This window comes from Streptomyces sp. NPDC055506 (assembly GCF_053643595.1).
Window position 1 is genome coordinate 26287 of sequence record NZ_JBSHKH010000039.1, and the last position, 18765, is coordinate 45051.

Below are 18765 nucleotides of genomic sequence, written 5' to 3' on the forward strand. Positions count from 1 at the left end.
ACAGCGACGGCCCCCACCGGATGATCCGGTGGGGGCCGTCCTGAAAGGGAGTGCGCCGGGTATCAGGCCTGGTGCTCGGCGTTCTTCTTCTTGATCCTGGCCGCTTCCTTGCGGACCTCGGCCTGGGTGGCGCGCTCCCGCTCCAGCCACTCGGGGCCTTCCTGCTTCAGTGTCTCGATCTGCTCGGTGGTGAGGGGCTCGGTGACACCGGCGCGGGCGAGCCCCGCGATGGAGACCCCGAGCTTCGCCGCGACCACCGGGCGGGGGTGCGGGCCGTTGTGCCGCAGGTCCTGGAGCCACTGCGGCGGGTTCGCCTGGAGCTCGTTCAGCTCGGCGCGTGAGACGACACCCTCCTGGAACTCGGCGGGTGTGGCCTCGAGGTACACACCCAGCTTCTTCGCCGCGGTGGCGGGCTTCATCGTCTGGGTGCTCTGGTGCGACGTCATGGCATCAAGCGTATCGAGCGTGTGCACGACCGCTGACCACGGCCGGTAACCTGGCGAGGTGACAGGCTCGGAAACTTCTCCCTCGTTCCGGCTCGTGTACGTACCCGGGGTGATGCCCGGCAAGTGGGTGCGCATCTGGAACGAGCGGCAGCCCGACGTCCCGCTGGATCTGACGCAGGTGGCCGCCGGGGCGGTGGCGGAGCGGCTGCTGGGCGGGGACGCCGACGCGGGGCTCGTCCGGCTGCCCGTGGACCGGACGGTCTTCAGCGCGATCCCCCTCTACACCGAGCAGACGGTCGTCGTGGTGCCCAAGGACCACCTGGTCACGGCGGTCGACGAGGTGTCCCCCGAAGATCTGGCCGACGACATCGTGCTGCATCCCCTCGACGACGTCCTCGACTGGGAGAACCTCCCCGGGCGGCCCGCCTTCGAACGTCCTGCCACCACGGCCGACGCCGTCGAACTCGTCGCGGCCGGGATCGGCGTCCTCGTCGTGCCCCTGTCGCTCGCCCGTCTCCACCATCGCAAGGACCTCACGCACCGTCCCCTCAAGGACGCCCCCGAGTCGAGCGTGGCACTGGCCTGGCCCCAGGAGGCGACGACGGACCAGGTCGAGGACTTCATCGGCATCGTGCGCGGCCGTACGGTCAACAGCACCCGGGGCCGCAAGCAGCCGGACGAGTCCGTGGCCGCCGACCGGGGCGGCGCCCGGCGAAAGCCGGTGCCGGGGAAGTCTGCGGCCGGGAAGGCCGGGGGTGCGAAGCGCACCGGCAAGGGCGGGCGTGGCGCCCCCAAGGGCGACAGGCGCGGCAAGCCCCGCCGCCGTTCCTGATCTCGGGGCCGCCGCAGGAGGGGGCGACCCCGACCCGTTCCTCGCTCAGCCGCCCGACTGGGTCGGCTGCGGCGCCGCCCCGTAGGACGGGTTGGGAGCGACCGTCTGCAGGTCCTTCAGGTTCTCCGGGACCTCCAGTACACGGACAGGCGCGCCCTGCTGCGGCGGCGGGGGCGTCGTCTGGTCCTGGGGCAGCTTGGGCGGGGAGGTGATCTGGAAGCTGACCTGCTCGTGGTTGATCAGACCGGTCTTCTCCAGGACCGTGATGTGGTCGAGCACGGTGTCGTTGGTCGTGTCGGCGAGTTCCCGCACCATGCTGTTCCGGGTGGTCGCCCTGATCTTGGCGATGGTCGGGAAGATGCCTCCGTGTGCGATGCGCATGAGGGTCACGGCCGTGGACTCGAACTCCCTGCCGGTGCTGCCCTCCGCCGTCGCCACGAACTGCTGCTGCTGCGGCGACGGCTCGTTCGGCAGGGTGATGCCCAGGTCCGTGGAGACCTTGCGGCAGCCCGCGTCGAGCCGGCCGTGCCCCACGAGCAGATGTTCCGCGACCTCGATCATCGCCGGCGACTTGCTCCGCTCCATGATCATTTGCCCCAGCGGCTGCTCCCACAGCCCGGCCGCGCGCACCTTTACCACGAAGTCGCGATCCGCCTCGGTCAGCGGCCCGTACTGGGTGTTGGCGATGATGCGGTCCTGACCGGAAGCTGTGTTCTCCACGCCCAGCATGCTCGGGTATGCGAGCGCGGTGAGCGTCAGGATCATCGCACCGCCCACGAACGCGGTTCCTGCCGTGCTGCGCGAGATGCGCATCGTGCCTCCTGGGGTATGAACGGCCCAACACCGAGAAGTACGGATGCCGGACGCGAAACAATCACCCCTGCCGCAAAAAAGTTCCGGATGTGACGGGGTCCGGTGCCGGATCCGCACAGCACCGGGCCCACCCGAACGCGGCCCGGTCCGCTCAGGGTTCGTACGAGGCCGCTGCCGCCGTGCTCACCACCTTGTCCCCGTCGGCCCTGCTCAGCAGCCCGGCCGTCACCCACGCGTCCGCCGTGGACCGTACCCGCGCCACCAGCGCCCCCTTGTTCCGGAAGGGCGCCCCGGCCCATATCTCGTCCAGCAGCGTGGTGCCGTCGGCCTTCGCCGGGTTGGCGACGCCCGAGTCCCGGCCGCCGAAGACGGCCTTCGGCTCCGCGCGCCGGAAGTAGGTGTGCGCCGGATCCTCCGTCCCCTCGGAGAACGGCGCCCACTCGGTCCCGTCCAGCGTGAAGTGGAGCGGCTTGCCCGGCACCGGAGTGAGGGAGGCCGTCAGGTCGCCGGACAGACCGGCGTCGCGGTACAGCCCGACCTTGAGAAGCTCCGTCGCCGAGGAGCGGGCGACCAGGTTGACCGGTCCGTGGAACAGGGTCTGCAGGGACGGGTCGTCGAGGGCCTTCTCCACCCGCGTCCGGAACGGCAGGGTGACCCGGACGGTGTCGCCTGCCCGCCAGGTCCGGGACACGGCGAAGTAGCTCCCCGGCTTCGGAGTGCCCGGCACCGCACTCCCGTTGACGGTCACCCGGAACCCGGCGGTCGCCCAGGACGGCACGCGCAGCCGCAGCGTGAAGGAGGCCCGGGCGCCGGCGAAGGTGAGCGTGCTGCCCTGCTCCCTGGGATAGCCGGTGGTCTGCGTGACCGTCACGCCCTTCTCGGCCCAGGTCAGCGTGGACGGGCTGTACAGGTTGACGTACAGCGCGCTGCCGTCGGACTTCGCGAAGTACACCGAGTCCTGGTACTTCGTGGCGCTCTCCATGCCGGTGCCCTCGCAGCAGGTCGTGCCCTGCTTGGGCGTGTAGTCACGGACATGACCGGGCGTCAGCCCGATGAAGTATGTGACGAGCGGCTTCTCCGCGTCCGGCTTGTCCTGCTTCGAGCCGAGCACCTGGTTGTACAGGGCCCGCTCGTAGTAGTCCATGTACTTCGGTTCCTGCGCGTGGAAGAACAGGATCCGGCTCAGCTTGAGCATGTTGTACGCGCAGCAGGTCTCGGCGGTGGTCGCGCTCAGGGTGCCCGCGATCACGTCCCGGGCCTTCCAGAACTCCGCGGTGCTGGTGCCGCCGATGCCGTACATCCGGTGCGGGACGACCATGTCCCAGAAGTTCTTCGCCGAGGTGAGATAGCGCTCCTCACCCGTCTCGTCGTACAACCGCACGTACCCGGTGAAGATCGGGATGTGCTGGTTGGCGTGCAGCCCGTCGAGGATGTCGTTGTTCGCGGCGCACGCGTCGATCAGCCGGTCCAGGTCGAACAGCTTGGCCAGCGCGAGGTGTTCGGCCTTGCCGGTGATGCCGTGCAGATCGCAGATCGCCTCGACGATGCCGCCGAACTCCCCGCTGGAGAAGATCCCCCACATCCGCTGGAGCGTGGCCTCCGGCAGCTTGGACAGCCGGGAGTGCATCCAGTCGCACATGCCCGACGCGAGGTCCAGGGCCCGGTCGTCGTCCGTGGCGGTGTACGCGTCGAGCAGACCCCTGAGGATCTTGTGCGCGGTGTAGTACGGCGCCCACACCTTCGTGTAGTCGGGAGAGGTCCTCGACTCCAGATCGATGAACTGCGTCTCCGGGTACGCGGCGAGGAACCCGGGGTGGCTGGGCCCGCCCCAGGTGCGGCGCAGGGCGGCGGTCAGGCCCCGGCCGGAGGTGTCCGCGAAGGCCCCGCCGGCCGTCTCGTCGAAGGCGTACGACGCCAGATCGCCCCGGCCCGTCGAGGCGTCGGAGGCCCGGCGGCTCTGCAACTCGGTGATCTCGGCGGCCGTCAGCGCCCGCGAAAAGACGTTGAACTCCTCGAAGGCGCCCGCGAAGACGGGGTCGGTGGAGTAGTTCGAGCGGCCGAGCCAGTTGTTCTTCAGGGCGCCGAGAGCCGCCGGGGTGAGGCTCATCGCGGTGTTCCGGGCGACGGCGGTGCCGTTGACGTAGAGGGTGCCGGTGCCGCCCGCGATCGTCACCGCCAGATGGCTCCACTGGTTCAGCGGCAGCGGGGCCGTGCCGTCGAGGCTCTGCTCGCCGCCCGCGCCCGACGTGGTGATGGCGAAGCGCGGCACTCCCGCCTGGTTGCGGGCGGCCAGATACAGGTAGCGCGTGGTGTCGTTGCCGAAGTCGAAGACGCGGGTCCAGTTGGCGTCGTGCGTGGGCCGCACCCAGACGGAGAGGGTGAGCGCCGAGGCCCCGCCGAGCACGGCGGCCGGCAGATCCACGTACTGGTAGGAGCCCCGTACCTGGTCCGCGGCGGTCCCGAACTTCCCGGCGACGCTCAGCACCGCGGGATCTCGCCGTAGCGCCGCCCGCACCTCGGTCAGCGCCCCGACCATGGTGCCGATCCGGTCGGCGAACACCTGCTCCTTCGTGCTCCGGTACGCCTGCGCCAGCATGGTCAGGAAGTGGCCGGTGTAGTGCCCGCGCAGGTTGCCGTTGGCCTCGCCGTCCAGGCCCTCCCAGCCGCCCGGGGCGACCGCGCCGCCCGTGGCGAGACCGGCGTTGGCGCGGAACACCTGGAGCAGCCGGTTCACGTCGTAGCCGCGGGCGTGGTCCAGCATCAACCGCCGCTTGTCGGCGAAGACGCCCCGGCCGAGGCTCACGTCCTCAAGACCGAAGGGCCGTACGGTCCAGGAGGACGGGATGCCGGCGGGGGCCGCGACGGCCCGGCCTGTCGCCGCCTCGGAGAGCGCGGGTACGGCGGCGGCGAGGGTCGCCGCCTGGAGAAGGATTCGTCTGGAGAGGGGCCGTGCCATGTGTGCTCCTCCACGGGGCCAACGGGTCCACGGACTCGACGCATTCGAGCTATTCGATATATCGAACGCTGTGCGAGTGATCGACCAGACCCTAGGGAGGGGACGGGGGAGCGTCAACGGGTCGGGAGAGGTGAGTTCAGGAAGGGCCCGCCGAACGGACCAGCCAGTCGAACGCCGCCTGTGCCGTGAACTCCTCCTGACCGCCCCGCAGGAGCAGTCCGGCGGTGGCGAACTCGGGGGCGTCCGCCTGCGCAGCGACGTAGGGGATCGCGATGCACCGCATCCCCGCCGCGTGCGCGGCGGCGGCGCCGGGGGCGGCGTCCTCCAGCACCACGCAGCCGGCCGGATCCGCCCCGAGCCGGCGGGCCGCCTCCAGGAAGACGTCGGGAGCGGGCTTGCCGTGCGCGACCTCGTCCGCCGAGACGACGGTCCGCAGGTGGGCGTCCAGGCCCGTGCCGCTCAGCACCGCCTGGATGGCCTCGGGCGAGGATCCCGAGGCCACGGCCATGGGCACGTCCTCGGCCGCCAGCAGCTCGACGAACTCGCGCATTTCGGGGTAGGCGCGCGTGGAGTTGCGGGCGAGTTCGAGATAGCGGCGGTTCTTGACGGTGAACAGCTCCTCCACGGGGGCCCGCAGACCGTACCGCTCCTTCCAGTCCGCGACCGTCTCCTGCGTGCTGATGCCGACATACCGCTCGTGGTCCGCCCAGCTGAAGCCGGGGACGCCGTGCTCGGCGAGGGTCTGCCGGCCCGCCTCGTAATAGTTCGGCTCGCTGTCCACGAGCGTTCCGTCGAGATCGAAGATGACCGAAAGGCCGCCGAGATTGCTCATGGTGTCAGCATGTCAAAGGCCATGATCCAGGGAGCGTGAGGGGTCAGGAGCGGGCCGCGCGGCCGATCGACTCCACCAGCGGCAGCAGCCGGTGGGAGACGCGCTCTCGCAGGGCGATCTCGGTGCGGGTGCGGACGACCCCGGGCAGGCTGATCAGCTTCTGCACGACGTCCTCCAGATGAGCGTTGTCCCGCGCCACGACCCGGGTCAGCAGATCCCCACCGCCCGTGATGGAGAACGCCTCGACGATCTCCGGCACCGCGGCCAGCGCGTCGCCCACCTCGTCGAGATGGCCCTGGGTGACCTCGATGTGCACGAACGCGAGCACCGGATGGCCGAGCGCGGCGGGGGAGAGGTCCGGTGCCGTGCCGGTGATCACGCCGTCGCGCTCCAGCCGGTCGAGCCGGGCCTGGAGCGTGCCCCGGGCCACGCCGAGGATACGGGCGTACTCACGCACGCTCGTGCGCGGTTGCTCCAGCAGCAGCCGCAGGATGCGGGTGTCGAGCTCGTCCACGGGCATACCGCGCCCTCCTCGTCCGTTGGCTCTGCCACGGCCGTCCTCCGACCGCCACGGTTGTACCAATGGGCCAGTCTAGAGGGATCTGGTTGAGCCAGTGGCCTCCTTGGTGAGCGGTGTTGAAGGGGTTGGTCATCCGGAACTACCCAGCCAAGAATTCAGGCCCCGACGGCCGCCGCACCCGCTACGAGCTTGCCGACGAACGCCTCGGCCACGCCCTGGACAACCTGCGCACAGCCGTGGTTGCTGTCGCCGCGGACCGCACGTGCGTGGAGGCCGACGAGCAGGGGTGCTGCTGATGGCAACCTCGATATCCCTCGGCCCACCCCGGCCCGCCGTGATGCGCTCGCCCGCCGAATACGTGTGCTGGTCGCCGCGGCCATCACGTACAACGCCATCGAGGTGATCGTCGCCATCACCGCCGGCACCCGCGCCTCCTCCACCGCTCTGATCGGCTTCGGCCTGGATTCGATCATCGAGGTCTCCTCAGCCGCTGCGGTCGCCTGGCAGTTCTCCTCCCGGGAGCACGCCGTACGCGAGGCTCGCGAGAACGCTGCCCTGCGGATCATCGCGCTGTCGTTCTTCGCGCTCGCCGCCTACGTCAGCGTCGACGCCGTCCGCGCCCTGACGGGCAGCGGCGAGGCCGAGCGCTCCGTCCCCGGTATCGTGCCGGCCGGCCTGATTCAAAGGCAGGGGCGAGCGAAGCATGTGGCTGCCGTCCGGGGTGCGACTGTTGCGGTTGAGGGGCCGCCTCGTCTCGCCGGAAAAGGGCAGGGTGCGTATCGAGTAGTGACGCTCACCGTCACGCGTCCAGTTGTTCGCGCATGAGCGCGTCGAGTCGCTCCCATGCAGGGGACGAGGCGTTGACCGTGCCCTGGATGAGGGCGGGGATCTCGGAAGCCGCATCCAGCTCGGGCAGTTCGTTCGGCCCGTAGCGTGCCTGGGTCGCCTCGACGATTCGGCGGGCGAGGTCGGCGATACGGGGATCGTCGGCGTCGAGATGGTACGCCTGGTCGTAGTCGAGGAAGAGTCGCCGTAGTGCCGGGTCGGCAAGCATCGATGGACACCGCCGTACGCAAGGCGCGCAATGCCGCCGGGCAGCAGCGGGTCACCGTCGCGGCCCGCCCCGCTGCCGCTCCCGGCATCCTGTCCGCCCTGCTCGCCGCCGGCGCGGAAGGCTCGGACGGCGTGGTCACCGACGTCGTATTCACCTACGACGAGATCGGCGCCCTTCAAGACGGCATCGCTGACGTCGCCCTCATGTGCCAGACGGTTGCCGTCCCCGGTCTCGAACTGATGGAACTCGGCCCGGAGGAACCGGTCCTCCTGCTCCCGGCAGGCCACCCTCTGGCCGAGCGCCCGTTCTTGACCCTCACCGAGGTGGAGGCTCTGCCGGGGTACGAGGCGGATCTGCCCAACGAGGCGCTGGACGCCATGGTCGACCGCGTCGCGCTCGGCCGGCTCGTGGTCGTCGTGGGCGACAGCGTCAGCGACCGCCTCGGCGGAACCGTACGGGCGGTGCCCGTCTACGGACACCCCACCACCCAACTCGTGGTGGCCTGGCTGCCCGACGCGCGATCCGTCGCGTCCCGCCTCACCGCGACTGCCCACGTCGTCATGGAGCGGCGCACGCCGCGAGCGGTCGAGGGAGGCCCGAGGTGATCAGCTCGTCTCCAGTGACCAGGGCTCGCACGGAGGGCCGCCCCATCACTTCCAGGGCGTCGTGTCCGGCAGCAGCGGCCAGCCTGAGTGCCATGGCGGTCAGCTCTGTACGCACCGGAAGCAGGACGTCCGCCGCTTCATACTCCTCGCCCCTATGCCGGATGTGCTGTCGGGGCTTGAGTGCACGCCCCATCGCCCTGACGGCGATGACCGAATTCGCCTCCCTTTGCGTGTGCTCGTAGGGCAACACAGCACTGGCACCTAGGGGTAGGGCGGCACCGGTGGCGATCTCGACGGCCTGTCCGGGGGCAAGGTCCATGTCCTGGTCGGCGGCATCGGCGAGGAGCCTGCCGACGATGGTCCAGCGTTGGGTGTCGAGGCCGCAGACGGCGAAGCCGTCCATGGCCGAGGCGTCGAAGGCCGGCATGGCGCTCAGCGCGGTGAGCGGTCGGGCGAGGCGCTCTCCCAGCGCGTCCGGAAGCGCCACCCGCACAGCGGGGCACGGCAAGGCCGCGGAGTATGCGTATGCGCGCGCCTGGTCCCAGGACACGACGGACGACTGGTGGTGAGTTTCGCGGTGCTCGTGGTGGGGGGCATCGTGCCCGCTGCGATCGGCGGACGTGGAACTGTGCGTCACGATGGGCCGGATGTGATCGGTTCGGCCTTGGTGGGTGCCCTTGGTCAACTGTTCAGCCCCCGATGGCCGACATCGTGCGGGCGGGTTGCTCGAAGGCGTCTCCGTCGATGGCGCCGCCCGCTTGCTTGCCCCACATGGCGGTCCGCCACCGGGTGGCGATCTCCTCGTCCGTAGCGCCTGAGCGCAGGGGGCCACGTAGGTCGGACTCCGTGCGGGAGAAGAGGCAGGCCCGCACCTGCCCGTCTGCGGTCAGTCGTGTACGGTCGCACGCCTGGCAGAACGGCGCGGTGACGCTGGCGATGACACCGACACGGGCAGGCCCGCCGTCGACCAGCCAGGTCTGGGCGGGGGCGCTGCCTCGGACGTCTTGCGGTTGCGGCGTCAACCCGAAGTCGGCGCGGAGGCGTTCGAGGATCTCCTCAGCGGTGATCATGCCGTCCCGGGTCCAGGCGCGGTCGCCGTCCAGCGGCATCTGCTCGATGAACCGAAGCTCGTACCCCCGGGCCAGGCACCAGCGCAGCAGTTCGGGCCCTTCATGATCGTTGATCCCGCGCATGAGCACCGAGTTGATCTTGATCGGCGTCATGCCCGCGGCGTCGGCGGCCGCCAGACCTGCCAGCACGTCGGCATGCCGGTGCCGTCGCGTCAGACGGTGAAAGACTGCGGCGTCCAACGTGTCGAGGGACACGTTGATCCGGTCGAGGCCGGCACGACGGAGCGGGTCGGCCAGCGTCTCGAGGCCGACGGCGTTGGTGGTGAGGGCGATCTCCGGACGGGGCCGCAGGTCGGCGACGGCCGCGAGGATGCCCCGCAACCCGGGGCGCAGCAGAGGTTCGCCGCCGGTGAAGCGGACCTCGCGCACGCCCAGGTGCTCGACAGCGATGCTCACCAGCCGCACCACCTCTTCATCGGTCAGTACCGACTCGGACGGAAGCCATGCCAGGCCGTCGGCCGGCATGCAGTAGGTGCAGCGAAGGTTGCAGCGGTCGGTCAGTGAGACACGCAGATCGGTCGCCACCCGTCCATGACTGTCCCGGAGCATCGTTCAGGATCCCGTCTCGTCGCGCTGGGCGATCAGGGGGTGGTCGCGGTCGAGAGGACCATGCTGCGCGGCTCCGCCGGGCGCGGTGTCGAACACCTCGGCGTTGGCCTTCGTATACGCCGTCCATTCGATCGGCAGGTCCTCCTCGAGGAAGATCGCTTCGACCGGGCAGACGGGCTCGCAGGCGCCGCAGTCGACGCATTCGTCCGGGTTGATGTACAGCGACCGGGGGCCTTCGTAGATGCAGTCCACGGGGCATTCTTCGATGCACGCCTTGTCCTTGACGTCGACGCACGGTTCGGCGATGACATAGGTCACGGGTGGCTCCTGAGACGAGGGAATGAGCGGAGAAGGGCTTGGGTCAGGTGGTGGTCCACGTGTCGCTGCCGGCCAGGAGTGCGCCGAGGTGGCCGCGCCCCTGTTCGATCTCTGCGCGCTCCAGCTGTTGTGCCATCAGCGTGTCGTACACCGTCGTCGTACCGAGCGCAGAACGCCGATCGGGGTGTGGTGGAGCGTCGCGGCGTTCGTGAGGCGGGTGAGCGCAAAGGCCGTTACCGGGTTGGGGTCGTAGGCGTCATGGACGATGACGTCGTCTTCGTTGGCAGAGGTGACGTGTCCACGGAAGACGCCCTGGTCGGTACCGAAGCGGCCGCACGTGAGCCGGGGTGCTCACGTGGCACGGTCGTTCTCCTCGGGTGTGCCGCGTGCCCGCGGAGTCGTGCAGCGAGGTCCGCGGACGTGTTGGCCTGTCGTGGGTGGGGGTCAGGCGGGGAGAGCCTCGATGCGGGCGGGCACGTGCTTGTGCCAGGGGACGCCGGCGATGGGGTCGCGCCTGCGCAGGTCGGTGAGGGTGTTGAGGGCGACGCCGGTGCGTTCGGTCCCGCCGTCGCCGGTGGGCAGATCGAGACCGAAACCGTTGGGCAGGGCGGCGTGTCCGGCCTGCATGCGGTCGTCGATCTCGACGGTGGCGTTCGCGGTGCCGCGCTCGGTGGTGATCCGGGCGAGCGCCCCGTTGTCGAGTCCGAGCTGCTCGGCGTCGTGCGGGCTGATGCGCAGGGTGCCGCCCTTGTCACGCAGGCGCCAGGTGGTGTCGCGGATGATGGTGTTCGCGGTGAACGCACGCCGCTGGCCGGCGGCCAGGACGATCGGGAACTCCTCGGTGGTGTGCACGGCCGCAGTGGTGTCCAGGCCGGCGTGCAGGTCGAGCAGTTCGGGGATGGGCAGCGGGATGCGGTGGCCGGGATGCGGCACGTAGCCCCAGGCGTCGTCGTACTCGTCCTCGGTGAAGATGACTCCGGAACGACCCTTGAGGATCGCTTCGAACAGGGCTTCCGCGTCGGCGTGCCCGGCGCGACGCATGGCCTTGGGATAGTCCTTGGCGATGCGCTGGCAGAGCGCCCACAGCACCGCGGCGGAGCGGGCACCATTGGGCAAGGTGGGGCCGAGGGTTTCGTAGAGGAGATACGGGGCCAGCTTGACGGTGCTCTTGTCGAGAACCGCCAGGGCGGCGAACGCGAGTTTGTACGGGGTGCGGCCGAGGCGGGCCGCGGCGCGCAGCAGGGAGAGGCGACTACGGGGGACGGCGCCGAGTTCCCGGATCAGGCGGGCGTAGATCTCGGGTTCGGTCAGCGTGCCGGGCAGCGGGTCGAGCACGGGGGCCCGCAGGTGGAAGGTGTTGTGCGGGAACTCGAAGGTGAAGAAGGTCGCTTCCCACTTCTCGTACTGGGACGCGGCAGGCAGCACGTAGTCGGCCCGGTGCCCGGTCTCGGTCAGCGCGATGTCGATGACGACGACCAGGTCGAGCTTGTCGAGGGCCTTGGCGAAGGCGGCGGAGTCGGCGAGGGAGTGCGCCGGGTTGGAGGACTCGATGACCATCGCCCGGAACCGGTCGGGATGGTCGTTGAGGATCTCCTCGGCGATGACGTTGCAGGGCACCAGGCCGCCGGGCATCCGCGCGCCGGTGACAGGGGTGCGGCGCGGGCGGGTGCTGTAGCGGGCGAGCGGTACGACCCACGAGTGCGGCTGCATCGCGCCCTGCTTGGCGAAGTTGCCGGTCAACAGCCAGATCAGCTTGTTGAGGTAGGAGACGAGAGTGCTGTTGGGGCCCTGCTGAACGCCCAGGTCCTCGTACGTGGAGACACTGGAGGCGGCTGCGATCCGGCGGGCCGTCGTGCGCAGGAGTTCCTCGTCGAGTCCGCATGTGGCGGCACAGCGAGCCACGTCCACAGCTTTCAGCTGCTCGAGCACTGTTGCCGCCCCGGTCGTGTGGGTGTCGAGGAAGGCGTGGTCGACGAGGTTCTCCTGGACCAGGACGCCGAGGATGCCGGACAGGCACCAGGCGTCGGTTCCGGGCCTCAGCTGCAGGTGGATGTCGGCGAGGTCGGCGGTCTCGGTCCGCACCGGATCAATGACGATCATGGTGCGGGCGGGGTCCTTGGCGATGTCTTTGAGCACGGTGCGGGCCCGGGAGACCCCGTGGGTCTGCCAGGGGTTCTTGCCGATGAAGATCGAGACCTCGGCGTTCTCGAAGTCCCCGACGGTGTGACTGCCGGTCAGATGGGCGTCGACGAACCCTTCGCCGGTCTTCTCCTGGGCCAGGGGGTTGGAGCGGTAGCGAGCGCCTAGGGCGCCCATGAGGGCGCCGCTGTAGGCGCCTCCGAGGTGGTTGCCCTGGCCTCCGCCGCCGTAGAAGAAGATCGACTTGCCGCCGTGGGTGTCGCGCACCGACTTGAGGCGGGCGGAGATCTCGCGCACCGCGGTGTCCCAGTCGATGGGGGTGAAGCTGCCGTCTGCCTCTCGGCGCAGCGGCGTGGTCAGGCGTTCCACACCATTTTGGTAGTGGTCGAGACGCAGGGCCTTGTTGCAGGTGTAGCCGCTGGTGGCGACATGTTCCTTGTCGCCGCGGATTTTTGCGAAACGGCGGCCGTCGGTCTGGATCTGGATGCCGCAGTTGTTCTCGCACAGAATGCACGCGGTCTTGTGCCAACTGGCAGTGTCGGCCTGGTCAGTCATGTGATTCCTCCTCGTCAACACCGCCAACCGTCTTGGCGCGGGCGCCCGCCGCCCGGGACGGGGCGGCGGCGGGTAGGGACGTGCGGACCGTGAGGTCAGCCCATGGGATTGGTGGTGTCGCGCAGCGTGGCCAGGGCCGGGGCGTACATGCGGGCCTTGATGGTGCCGAGGGTGTCGCCGGCCTTGTTCACCTGCGCCTGGGCGAACTCGATCGCGGTGGAGCGCACGGCGTCCTCACTGACCGCCTGGTCGACGATGCCGACGGCCGCGGCGTCGGCGCCGCCGTAGCGGCGGGCGGTGAGCATGGCCGCATGGGCGGTCTGCGGCGACAGCCGGGACTGGATCAGGGCGGCCATGCCGGGGGTGAAGGGGATGTTGATCTCCGCTTCGGGCAGGCACCAGTAGCCGCGGTCGGCGCGCATCACACGGAAGTCGTGGGCGAGGGAGAACATCGCGCCGGCGGCGAAGGTGTGCCCCTGCAGCGCGGCCACCGTGATGACCGGCAGCGACAGCATCCGCGCGAACAGTTCATGGACCGAGATGACGTAGTCCTGGTGCTGGTCGGCGTGGGCGAACAGCCACTCCAGGTCGAGGCCGTTGGAGTAGAACTTGCCGGTGGCGGCGGTGACCAGGGCGCGCGGGCCCTCCGCCTTCTCGACCTCGTCGAGGGCGGCGTTGACGGCGTTGATCCAGTCGGGGTGGAAGCGGTTCTCGTCGTCCCCGAGGTCGAGTACGAAGACGCTTTCCTGACGGTCGAGAGTGGGCATGGGGTCCTCCTGGGTGCGGTGGGATGGATATGCGTCACGCCGATGGCACGTGGCGCGGCTCAGGGACGGCGCGGCAGGGTGAGGGCGAGCAGCTCGTGGATCTCGGCTGCGGCTGCCTCGAGATGGGCGGTGCTCTCTTCGGCCCGGCACATGATCACCGCGCCTTCGACCGCGGCGATGATGAACGCGGCCAGTCGTTTGCTGCGCTCCTCCGGCAGACCGTTTTTCAGGAACAGGCCGGCGAGGGCCTCCTGCCAACGGGAGAACACGGCCGCCGCCGAGCGGGCCAGCTGCGGCGCGTCATCATTGGTCTCCACGGCCACCGCCACGATCGGACAGCCGCTGCGGAAGTCGCTGTCGACGAGCCGTTGACGCCAGAGCCCGAAGAACGCGTCGATCGCCGCCAGCGCATCATCGGCCTGCATCGCGGCGTCGATCAGCCCCGCGATGAAGTCACCCGCGAGCGCGACCGCCTCATTGATGAGCTGCGCCCGCCCGTCGGGGAAGTGGTAGTAGACCGAGCCGCGCGGGGCGTCGCTGTGAGCGAGTACCCGGTCGATACTCGTGGCGCTGGCCCCGTACTCGCTCAGCAGCGCGGCGGCGCTGAGCACCATGCGGTCCCGGCTGCCGCCCTTGCGTGGGGTCACGCCGCCATCACCTCGCGGATTGCGAGCTGTGCGGGCGCACCCGTGGCGCGTGCCCGTTCGAACATGCCCGGTGTCCTTTCCTGCCTACGGCGAAGCATCAAGCAACGCATCTACCATTCAGTAACTTAAGGGGGATGGCATAGAACATGCAAGAGGGTGCGACGCTCTCCGTGAGCGCGAACGCTCTGGCGAGGCGCGCAGGCCCGTAGTTGCAGGCGTCTCGGGCTCGGGCGGGTCGTGGCCGGGGCGGGCGTCGGCCGTGCACTGTGCCTCACCGTGCCATCAGGGCAACAACACATGGGCGAAGCATCTGCTGCCGCCGAACCCGCTGGTGACAGCCGTGCCGGTCGACCGTTACGGCCGTGATCGCTGCCGGGCGGCGAGGTAGGGCGCCCGGCAGGAGGAGATGCTGGCGGCCCTGCGGGGGCTGTGGGGCGGGGAGTTGGGTGATCTGTTCATCGAGCAGGGTGGCCAGCGCCGGTGGGAGCAGGACCGGGTGTCGGTCAAGGGTGAGGTAGGCGGTCTCGGCTTCCCGGTGGAACTGGTCGGTGGTGAGTTCGACGATCCGGGTCAGGGGCAGGGCGTAGAGGCGGACCAGGGCGCCGATGATGCGTACGGGCAGGGGGGAAGGCCGGTGTCGGTAAGGCAGCGCCGCAGTTCGGCCTGGTGGGTTGCTTCGTCCTGGAAGGTGCCGGGGAGCTGCCTCGGCCGGTGGTGGATCTCCAGGTCACGGACGATGTGACGGGCGTGGACCCAGCGGACGAACGGGATGAGACGAGTGCGCCGAGTCGGATGCGTGCTCGCCCAATTGTCCAGGTGCGCTTGTGCCAGGTCCCAGATGCGCAGGTCGTGGGCGTCGAGCCAGGCGAGGAAGCGGATGGTGACGCGGATGTCGGTGCAGTCGCCCTTGTAGGCACTCAGGCTGTAGCGGCCGCGGGCCGCCCGCCGCCGGGTGTCTTTGACAATGCCCCACTCGGCGAAGGGTCGCACCAGGGTGACGTGGTGAGGAGGGAGTTGGGCGGGCTTGGCGGCCAGCCAGGTCTCCAGCCCTGCGAGGTTCTCCTGCCGTGGTGGCAGCACGCCGGCCGTGACCAGCAGTCCGCGGACGTAGGAGGTGTTCGCGTCCGGCGGGAGCGTGTCCAGGGCGTGGTGCGTGAGTGCGTCCGGGGACTGGGCCAGGCGGGCCAGCAGCCGCGCGGCGGGGCTGCGGCGGATCCACTCCAGGACCGGGTAGTGGTTGGTGACGTCGGCCAGGACGGCCTCCAGCGGCGCAAGGCCGACGGGGACGTTGCCGCTGGAGTCGGTGAGGAGGTCGTGCACCTTGTGCGCGGCGAACATCCTGGGCACCGGCCGTCCGGCCGCAGGTCCGCGCTGACCTGGCCCGTCGCGCATGCCCCGACGACACCGCCGGGGGTATCACCCTGGGCGCAGCAAGTCGCGCACAGCCTCGACTCGCCGTCATCCGTGATCCCGACCAGAATCCGCGCGGCGGCGCACCCGGCACAGGGCGAGGGGGAAGCCCGCCTGCGGCGGTAGCAGGCGGAGCACACGGGCCCCAGCGGCCAGAAGATCTTGACCGACCGTAGACGCACGCAGATTCCGCAGGCGCGAAGAGGCCGGGGAATGCACGTGTCGCAGTGGAAGGCGCCCCGGCCACCGTCGATGTGGTTGCCGGCCCGAACACGGCCGCACACACTGCACTCCTTGCGCGGATGCGTCTGAAACAACATCGATGCATCTGATCCTTGTTGGCAGGTCACCGTTACGAGTGATCTCGCGACTGTCGAACTGCCAGAGCTTTGACCAGCGTGATTGGTACACGAGCCATGTCGTAGCGTGTTGCAGCTGATGCAATTCCTCCTGTTTCCGGTGATCATCCAGCCGGGCAACGGCGGCTACCAGCCTCAGCAGGCGCACCAGGCGACAGCCCAGCGGGCGCGGGGCGGCCCGCCCGTGCCCCCGCGCGCGGGTGGATTGTCGGGAGGCGCCGTAGGGGAGGAGATCATCGAGCCGGCGGCCAGATCCGGCTGCCGAGGATGACGGAGCGCGGGCACGTCGACCTGCTGATGTCCGAGGACGGCAGGCGCACCGCACGGAGGACCTGGCGGAGTCAGCTCGTTGGCGCCCCCTCCTGGCGTGAGGTGCGTCCTCCGGCAACGATGCTCCGCAGACCAAGCGCAACGCCGCTGTTGCGGCCGATCTCGCCTCGCCGTCGAAGTGATTGACGAGGACGGGGGTGGAGTCGAACTGCGGTCGGTCACCGAGGACGCCGTCGAAGATCTCCCGGCACACCGGCACCAGGCCGGGGATTCCCCTACGGGCTGCCTACCGATCCGAAGGAGGCCACCAGGCACGGGCCGCACGTCCCGCTTTCGTCGAGTGGCCACTGCGGACCGAACGGGGGGAGCCTGAGGGGAGGAGATCCGTGTCCCCCGGCAGCGGATTCTCTCGCCGAGAAGGCTGCCGCCAGGTCGGGTGAGCGGTCGATGGGAGGAAGCCATGAGGGTCGGAGTGCTGACGGGCGGCGGTGACTGTCCCGGCCTCAACGCTGTGATCCGCAGCGTCGTCCGCAAAGGCGTCCAGGAGTACGCCTTCGACTTCGTCGGTCTGCGAGACGGCTGGCTCGGCGCGCTCCAGGGCAATGTGGTGCCGCTCGACATCTCCAGCGTGCGCGGAATCCTCCCCCGCGGCGGAACGATCCTCGGTTCCTCCCGTACCAATCCGTTCAAGCACGAGGACGGGCTGCGGCGCGTGCAGGACACCCTCGCCGATCACGAGGTGGACGCGCTCGTCGTGATCGGCGGCGAGGACACGCTCGGTGTGGCCACCGAGTTGAGCCGTCAGGGGGTGAACCTGGTCGGGGTACCGAAGACCATCGACAACGATGTTTCCGGAACCGATTACACCTTCGGCTTCGACACCGCCGTCGGCATCGCGACCGAGGCCATCGACCGCCTCCACACCACTGCCGAATCGCATATGCGCACCCTGGTGGTCGAGGTGATGGGGCGGCACTCCGGCTGGATCGCGATGCAGGCCGGCATCGCGGGCGGCGCCAACGTGATCCTCATCCCGGAGCAGCCGTTCGACATCGAGCAGGTCTGTGGGTGGGTGCGGAGCCGGTTCAAGATCAACTATGCGCCGATCGTCGTGGTGGCCGAGGGGGCCGTCCCCCACGAGGGACAGATGATGCTCAAGGATCAGACGCTTGACGAATTCGGTCATGTACGACTGTCCGGCATCGGCGAGTGGCTTGCCCAGGAGATCTCGGCACGCACCGGCACGGACGCCCGCACCACGGTCCTGGGCCACATCCAGCGCGGCGGTACGCCGAGCGCTTTCGACCGGTGGCTGGCCACGCGCTTCGGGCTGCACGCCGTTGACGCGGTCAAGGACGGAGACTTCGGCGTGATGGTGGCCCTGCACGGCACGAACATCGTCCGCATCCCCCTCGCCGATGCCACGGAAAAGACCAAGCGGGTCGATCGGTCGCTGTACGACGAGTTCGAGGTGTTCTTCGGCTGACTGCCCCGGCACCTGCTACCGGAACGCCACCAGACCTGCCGATCCGCCCTCAGCGGTTGTGCGGAACGACCACCACCGGGCAGCGGGTGTGGTGCAGCACGGCGTGAGTGACGGGCCCCAGTCTGCCCTCGACCGCCTGTGGATCGGTACGGCGGCCCACGACGAGCAGCTCCGCGCCGCGTGACGTGTTCAGGAGCGCTTCGGCGGGGTGCAGCAGCATGACGTCGGGACGGACCGTCACCTGCGGATACTTCTCCTGCCACGCGCGCAGGGCGTCGGAGAGCCGCAAGACCTCCTGGTCCTCCCACATGGCGCGGTCCTCCTCGGTCACCGCCAATGTCCGGGGAGACACGGCGTCGGCGGGAAAGGCCCATGCCTGGACCACCCGCAGACGTGCTCCCCGTGCCTCGGCTGCCGAGAACGCGAAGTCCGCCACCTCACCGACCGGGCGATGAGCATCGAACCCCGCGACTACCTGGTCGGTGCCGTGTGTCGCGTGTGTCCCTTCTCCGAATGCGCCGGCGTGCCCTTGGGGCACCAATACGACGGGGCAAGGGGCTGCCATCGCCATCCGCAAGGCCACCGAGCCGACCACGAGGCCGTCGAAGCCGCCCGTCCCCCGCGTACCGACGACGAGGAGCCCGGCAGTGCGTGCGGCGGAGAGGAGTGCCGAGGCCGGGGCGTCATCGGCCTGCTCGCCTCGTATCTCGAGGTCCGGGTAGCGGTCGCTCAGGTCGGTGACCGTCCGCCGGAGTATCCGCTCACCCATGTGGCGCAGCCTGTCCACGGCCGGGACCGGCACGGCGGTGCCCGGCAGCGGAGGGGAGGCATGGATCAAGCGCAGTGGAACGCCACGCAGCGAAGCCTCTCGCGCCGCCCAGACGGCCGCCGCCGAACTGTCTGCGGACCCGTCGACTCCCGCCAGCACAGGGTGACTCATCGCGTCCTCCTTCGCCTGGCGTGCACCTCGGCAGGACCCGCACGGCCCGTGTTGCCCCTGTTCCACTGTTCCATGGCAGGACCGTTCCGGCGTCCGCACCGGAGGTGGAGCGGGTCCTGCTTGCCGCGGGAGCGGCG

Annotated in this window: 18 protein-coding genes and 2 pseudogenes; 5 read left to right on the plus strand and 15 right to left on the minus strand. The window is 69.7% G+C overall.

Annotated features, from left to right (window positions below; genetic code table 11):
• Positions 1-62: 62 nt before the first annotated feature.
• Positions 63-446 (minus strand): DUF5997 family protein, encoded by a 384-nt coding sequence (locus tag ACWIF2_RS17270; RefSeq protein WP_382487776.1) that lies wholly within the window; start codon positions 444-446, stop codon positions 63-65.
• A gap of 58 nt (positions 447-504) precedes the next feature.
• On the opposite strand from ACWIF2_RS17270, the gene ACWIF2_RS17275 reads away from it, so the two are divergent.
• Positions 505-1278 (plus strand): LysR family transcriptional regulator substrate-binding protein, encoded by a 774-nt coding sequence (locus tag ACWIF2_RS17275; protein ID WP_454361240.1) that lies wholly within the window; start codon positions 505-507, stop codon positions 1276-1278.
• A gap of 45 nt (positions 1279-1323) precedes the next feature.
• Here the strand turns inward: ACWIF2_RS17275 and ACWIF2_RS17280 are convergent, their stop codons facing one another.
• The 4 genes from ACWIF2_RS17280 to ACWIF2_RS17295 all read right to left on the minus strand — a co-directional run bounded on the left by ACWIF2_RS17280 (position 1324) and on the right by ACWIF2_RS17295 (position 6399).
• The gene (locus ACWIF2_RS17280; RefSeq protein WP_382487780.1) at positions 1324-2091 is read right to left on the minus strand and encodes a DUF4142 domain-containing protein; all 768 of its coding nucleotides are present in this window, start codon (positions 2089-2091) and stop codon (positions 1324-1326) included.
• A gap of 151 nt (positions 2092-2242) precedes the next feature.
• Entirely contained in the window at positions 2243-5047 is a 2805-nt protein-coding gene (locus tag ACWIF2_RS17285) for a beta-L-arabinofuranosidase domain-containing protein (RefSeq protein ID WP_454361242.1), read from the minus strand.
• A gap of 136 nt (positions 5048-5183) precedes the next feature.
• Entirely contained in the window at positions 5184-5879 is a 696-nt protein-coding gene (locus tag ACWIF2_RS17290) for an HAD family hydrolase (protein ID WP_454361244.1), read from the minus strand.
• A 43-nt stretch (positions 5880-5922) separates the two neighbouring features.
• Complete coding sequence (locus ACWIF2_RS17295; RefSeq protein WP_328336874.1) at positions 5923-6399, minus strand: Lrp/AsnC family transcriptional regulator; 477 nt, start codon at positions 6397-6399, stop codon at positions 5923-5925.
• 161 nt (positions 6400-6560) lie between these two features.
• On the opposite strand from ACWIF2_RS17295, the pseudogene ACWIF2_RS17300 reads away from it, so the two are divergent.
• A pseudogene (locus ACWIF2_RS17300) lies at positions 6561-6695 on the plus strand (transcriptional regulator); the annotation flags it as partial.
• A gap of 64 nt (positions 6696-6759) precedes the next feature.
• Positions 6760-7224 carry a hypothetical protein gene (locus ACWIF2_RS17305; RefSeq protein WP_454361246.1) on the plus strand — a complete coding sequence of 155 codons (465 nt, stop codon included), beginning with the start codon at positions 6760-6762 and terminating at the stop codon, positions 7222-7224.
• Here ACWIF2_RS17305 and ACWIF2_RS17310 read toward each other — a convergent pair.
• On the minus strand, positions 7199-7453 hold the full coding sequence (locus ACWIF2_RS17310; protein WP_454361248.1) for a hypothetical protein: 255 nt from the start codon (positions 7451-7453) through the stop codon (positions 7199-7201). The genes ACWIF2_RS17305 and ACWIF2_RS17310 overlap by 26 nt on opposite strands.
• 2 nt (positions 7454-7455) lie before the next feature.
• Between ACWIF2_RS17310 and ACWIF2_RS17315 the strand changes: the two genes are divergently transcribed.
• Entirely contained in the window at positions 7456-8058 is a 603-nt protein-coding gene (locus ACWIF2_RS17315) for a LysR family transcriptional regulator substrate-binding protein (protein ID WP_454361249.1), read from the plus strand.
• On the opposite strand, the gene ACWIF2_RS17320 is transcribed toward ACWIF2_RS17315, so the two are convergent.
• The 8 genes and pseudogenes from ACWIF2_RS17320 to ACWIF2_RS17355 all read right to left on the minus strand — a co-directional run bounded on the left by ACWIF2_RS17320 (position 8012) and on the right by ACWIF2_RS17355 (position 15555).
• A complete protein-coding gene (locus ACWIF2_RS17320; protein ID WP_454361250.1) occupies positions 8012-8743 on the minus strand; it encodes a hypothetical protein in 732 nt (243 codons plus the stop codon). The two genes, ACWIF2_RS17315 and ACWIF2_RS17320, sit on opposite strands and share 47 nt — an antisense overlap.
• Positions 8744-8747: 4 nt before the next feature.
• Positions 8748-9737 (minus strand): GTP 3',8-cyclase MoaA, encoded by a 990-nt coding sequence (gene moaA, locus ACWIF2_RS17325; protein ID WP_454361251.1) that lies wholly within the window; start codon positions 9735-9737, stop codon positions 8748-8750.
• Positions 9738-9740: 3 nt separating this feature from the next.
• Positions 9741-10055, minus strand: coding sequence for a ferredoxin (gene fdxA / locus ACWIF2_RS17330; protein ID WP_454361253.1), 315 nt, complete (start codon positions 10053-10055; stop codon positions 9741-9743).
• Positions 10056-10098: 43 nt separating this feature from the next.
• Positions 10099-10382: pseudogene (locus ACWIF2_RS17335) on the minus strand (2-oxoacid:ferredoxin oxidoreductase subunit beta); the annotation flags it as partial.
• A 117-nt stretch (positions 10383-10499) separates the two neighbouring features.
• Positions 10500-12749 carry a molybdopterin-dependent oxidoreductase gene (locus ACWIF2_RS17340; protein WP_454361255.1) on the minus strand — a complete coding sequence of 750 codons (2250 nt, stop codon included), beginning with the start codon at positions 12747-12749 and terminating at the stop codon, positions 10500-10502.
• 95 nt (positions 12750-12844) lie between these two features.
• Positions 12845-13516 (minus strand): enoyl-CoA hydratase-related protein, encoded by a 672-nt coding sequence (locus tag ACWIF2_RS17345; RefSeq protein WP_454361256.1) that lies wholly within the window; start codon positions 13514-13516, stop codon positions 12845-12847.
• A 59-nt stretch (positions 13517-13575) separates the two neighbouring features.
• Positions 13576-14163 carry a TetR/AcrR family transcriptional regulator gene (locus tag ACWIF2_RS17350; protein ID WP_454361258.1) on the minus strand — a complete coding sequence of 196 codons (588 nt, stop codon included), beginning with the start codon at positions 14161-14163 and terminating at the stop codon, positions 13576-13578.
• 570 nt (positions 14164-14733) lie between these two features.
• Positions 14734-15555: a hypothetical protein gene (locus ACWIF2_RS17355; RefSeq protein WP_454361260.1), complete on the minus strand. Its 822-nt coding sequence runs from the start codon at positions 15553-15555 to the stop codon at positions 14734-14736.
• A 1107-nt stretch (positions 15556-16662) separates the two neighbouring features.
• Here ACWIF2_RS17355 and ACWIF2_RS17360 point away from each other — a divergent pair.
• Positions 16663-17688: a 6-phosphofructokinase gene (locus tag ACWIF2_RS17360; protein ID WP_454361262.1), complete on the plus strand. Its 1026-nt coding sequence runs from the start codon at positions 16663-16665 to the stop codon at positions 17686-17688.
• Between the two features lie 49 nt (positions 17689-17737).
• On the opposite strand, the gene ACWIF2_RS17365 is transcribed toward ACWIF2_RS17360, so the two are convergent.
• Positions 17738-18628 (minus strand): universal stress protein, encoded by an 891-nt coding sequence (locus ACWIF2_RS17365; RefSeq protein WP_454361264.1) that lies wholly within the window; start codon positions 18626-18628, stop codon positions 17738-17740.
• Positions 18629-18765 lie beyond the last annotated feature (137 nt).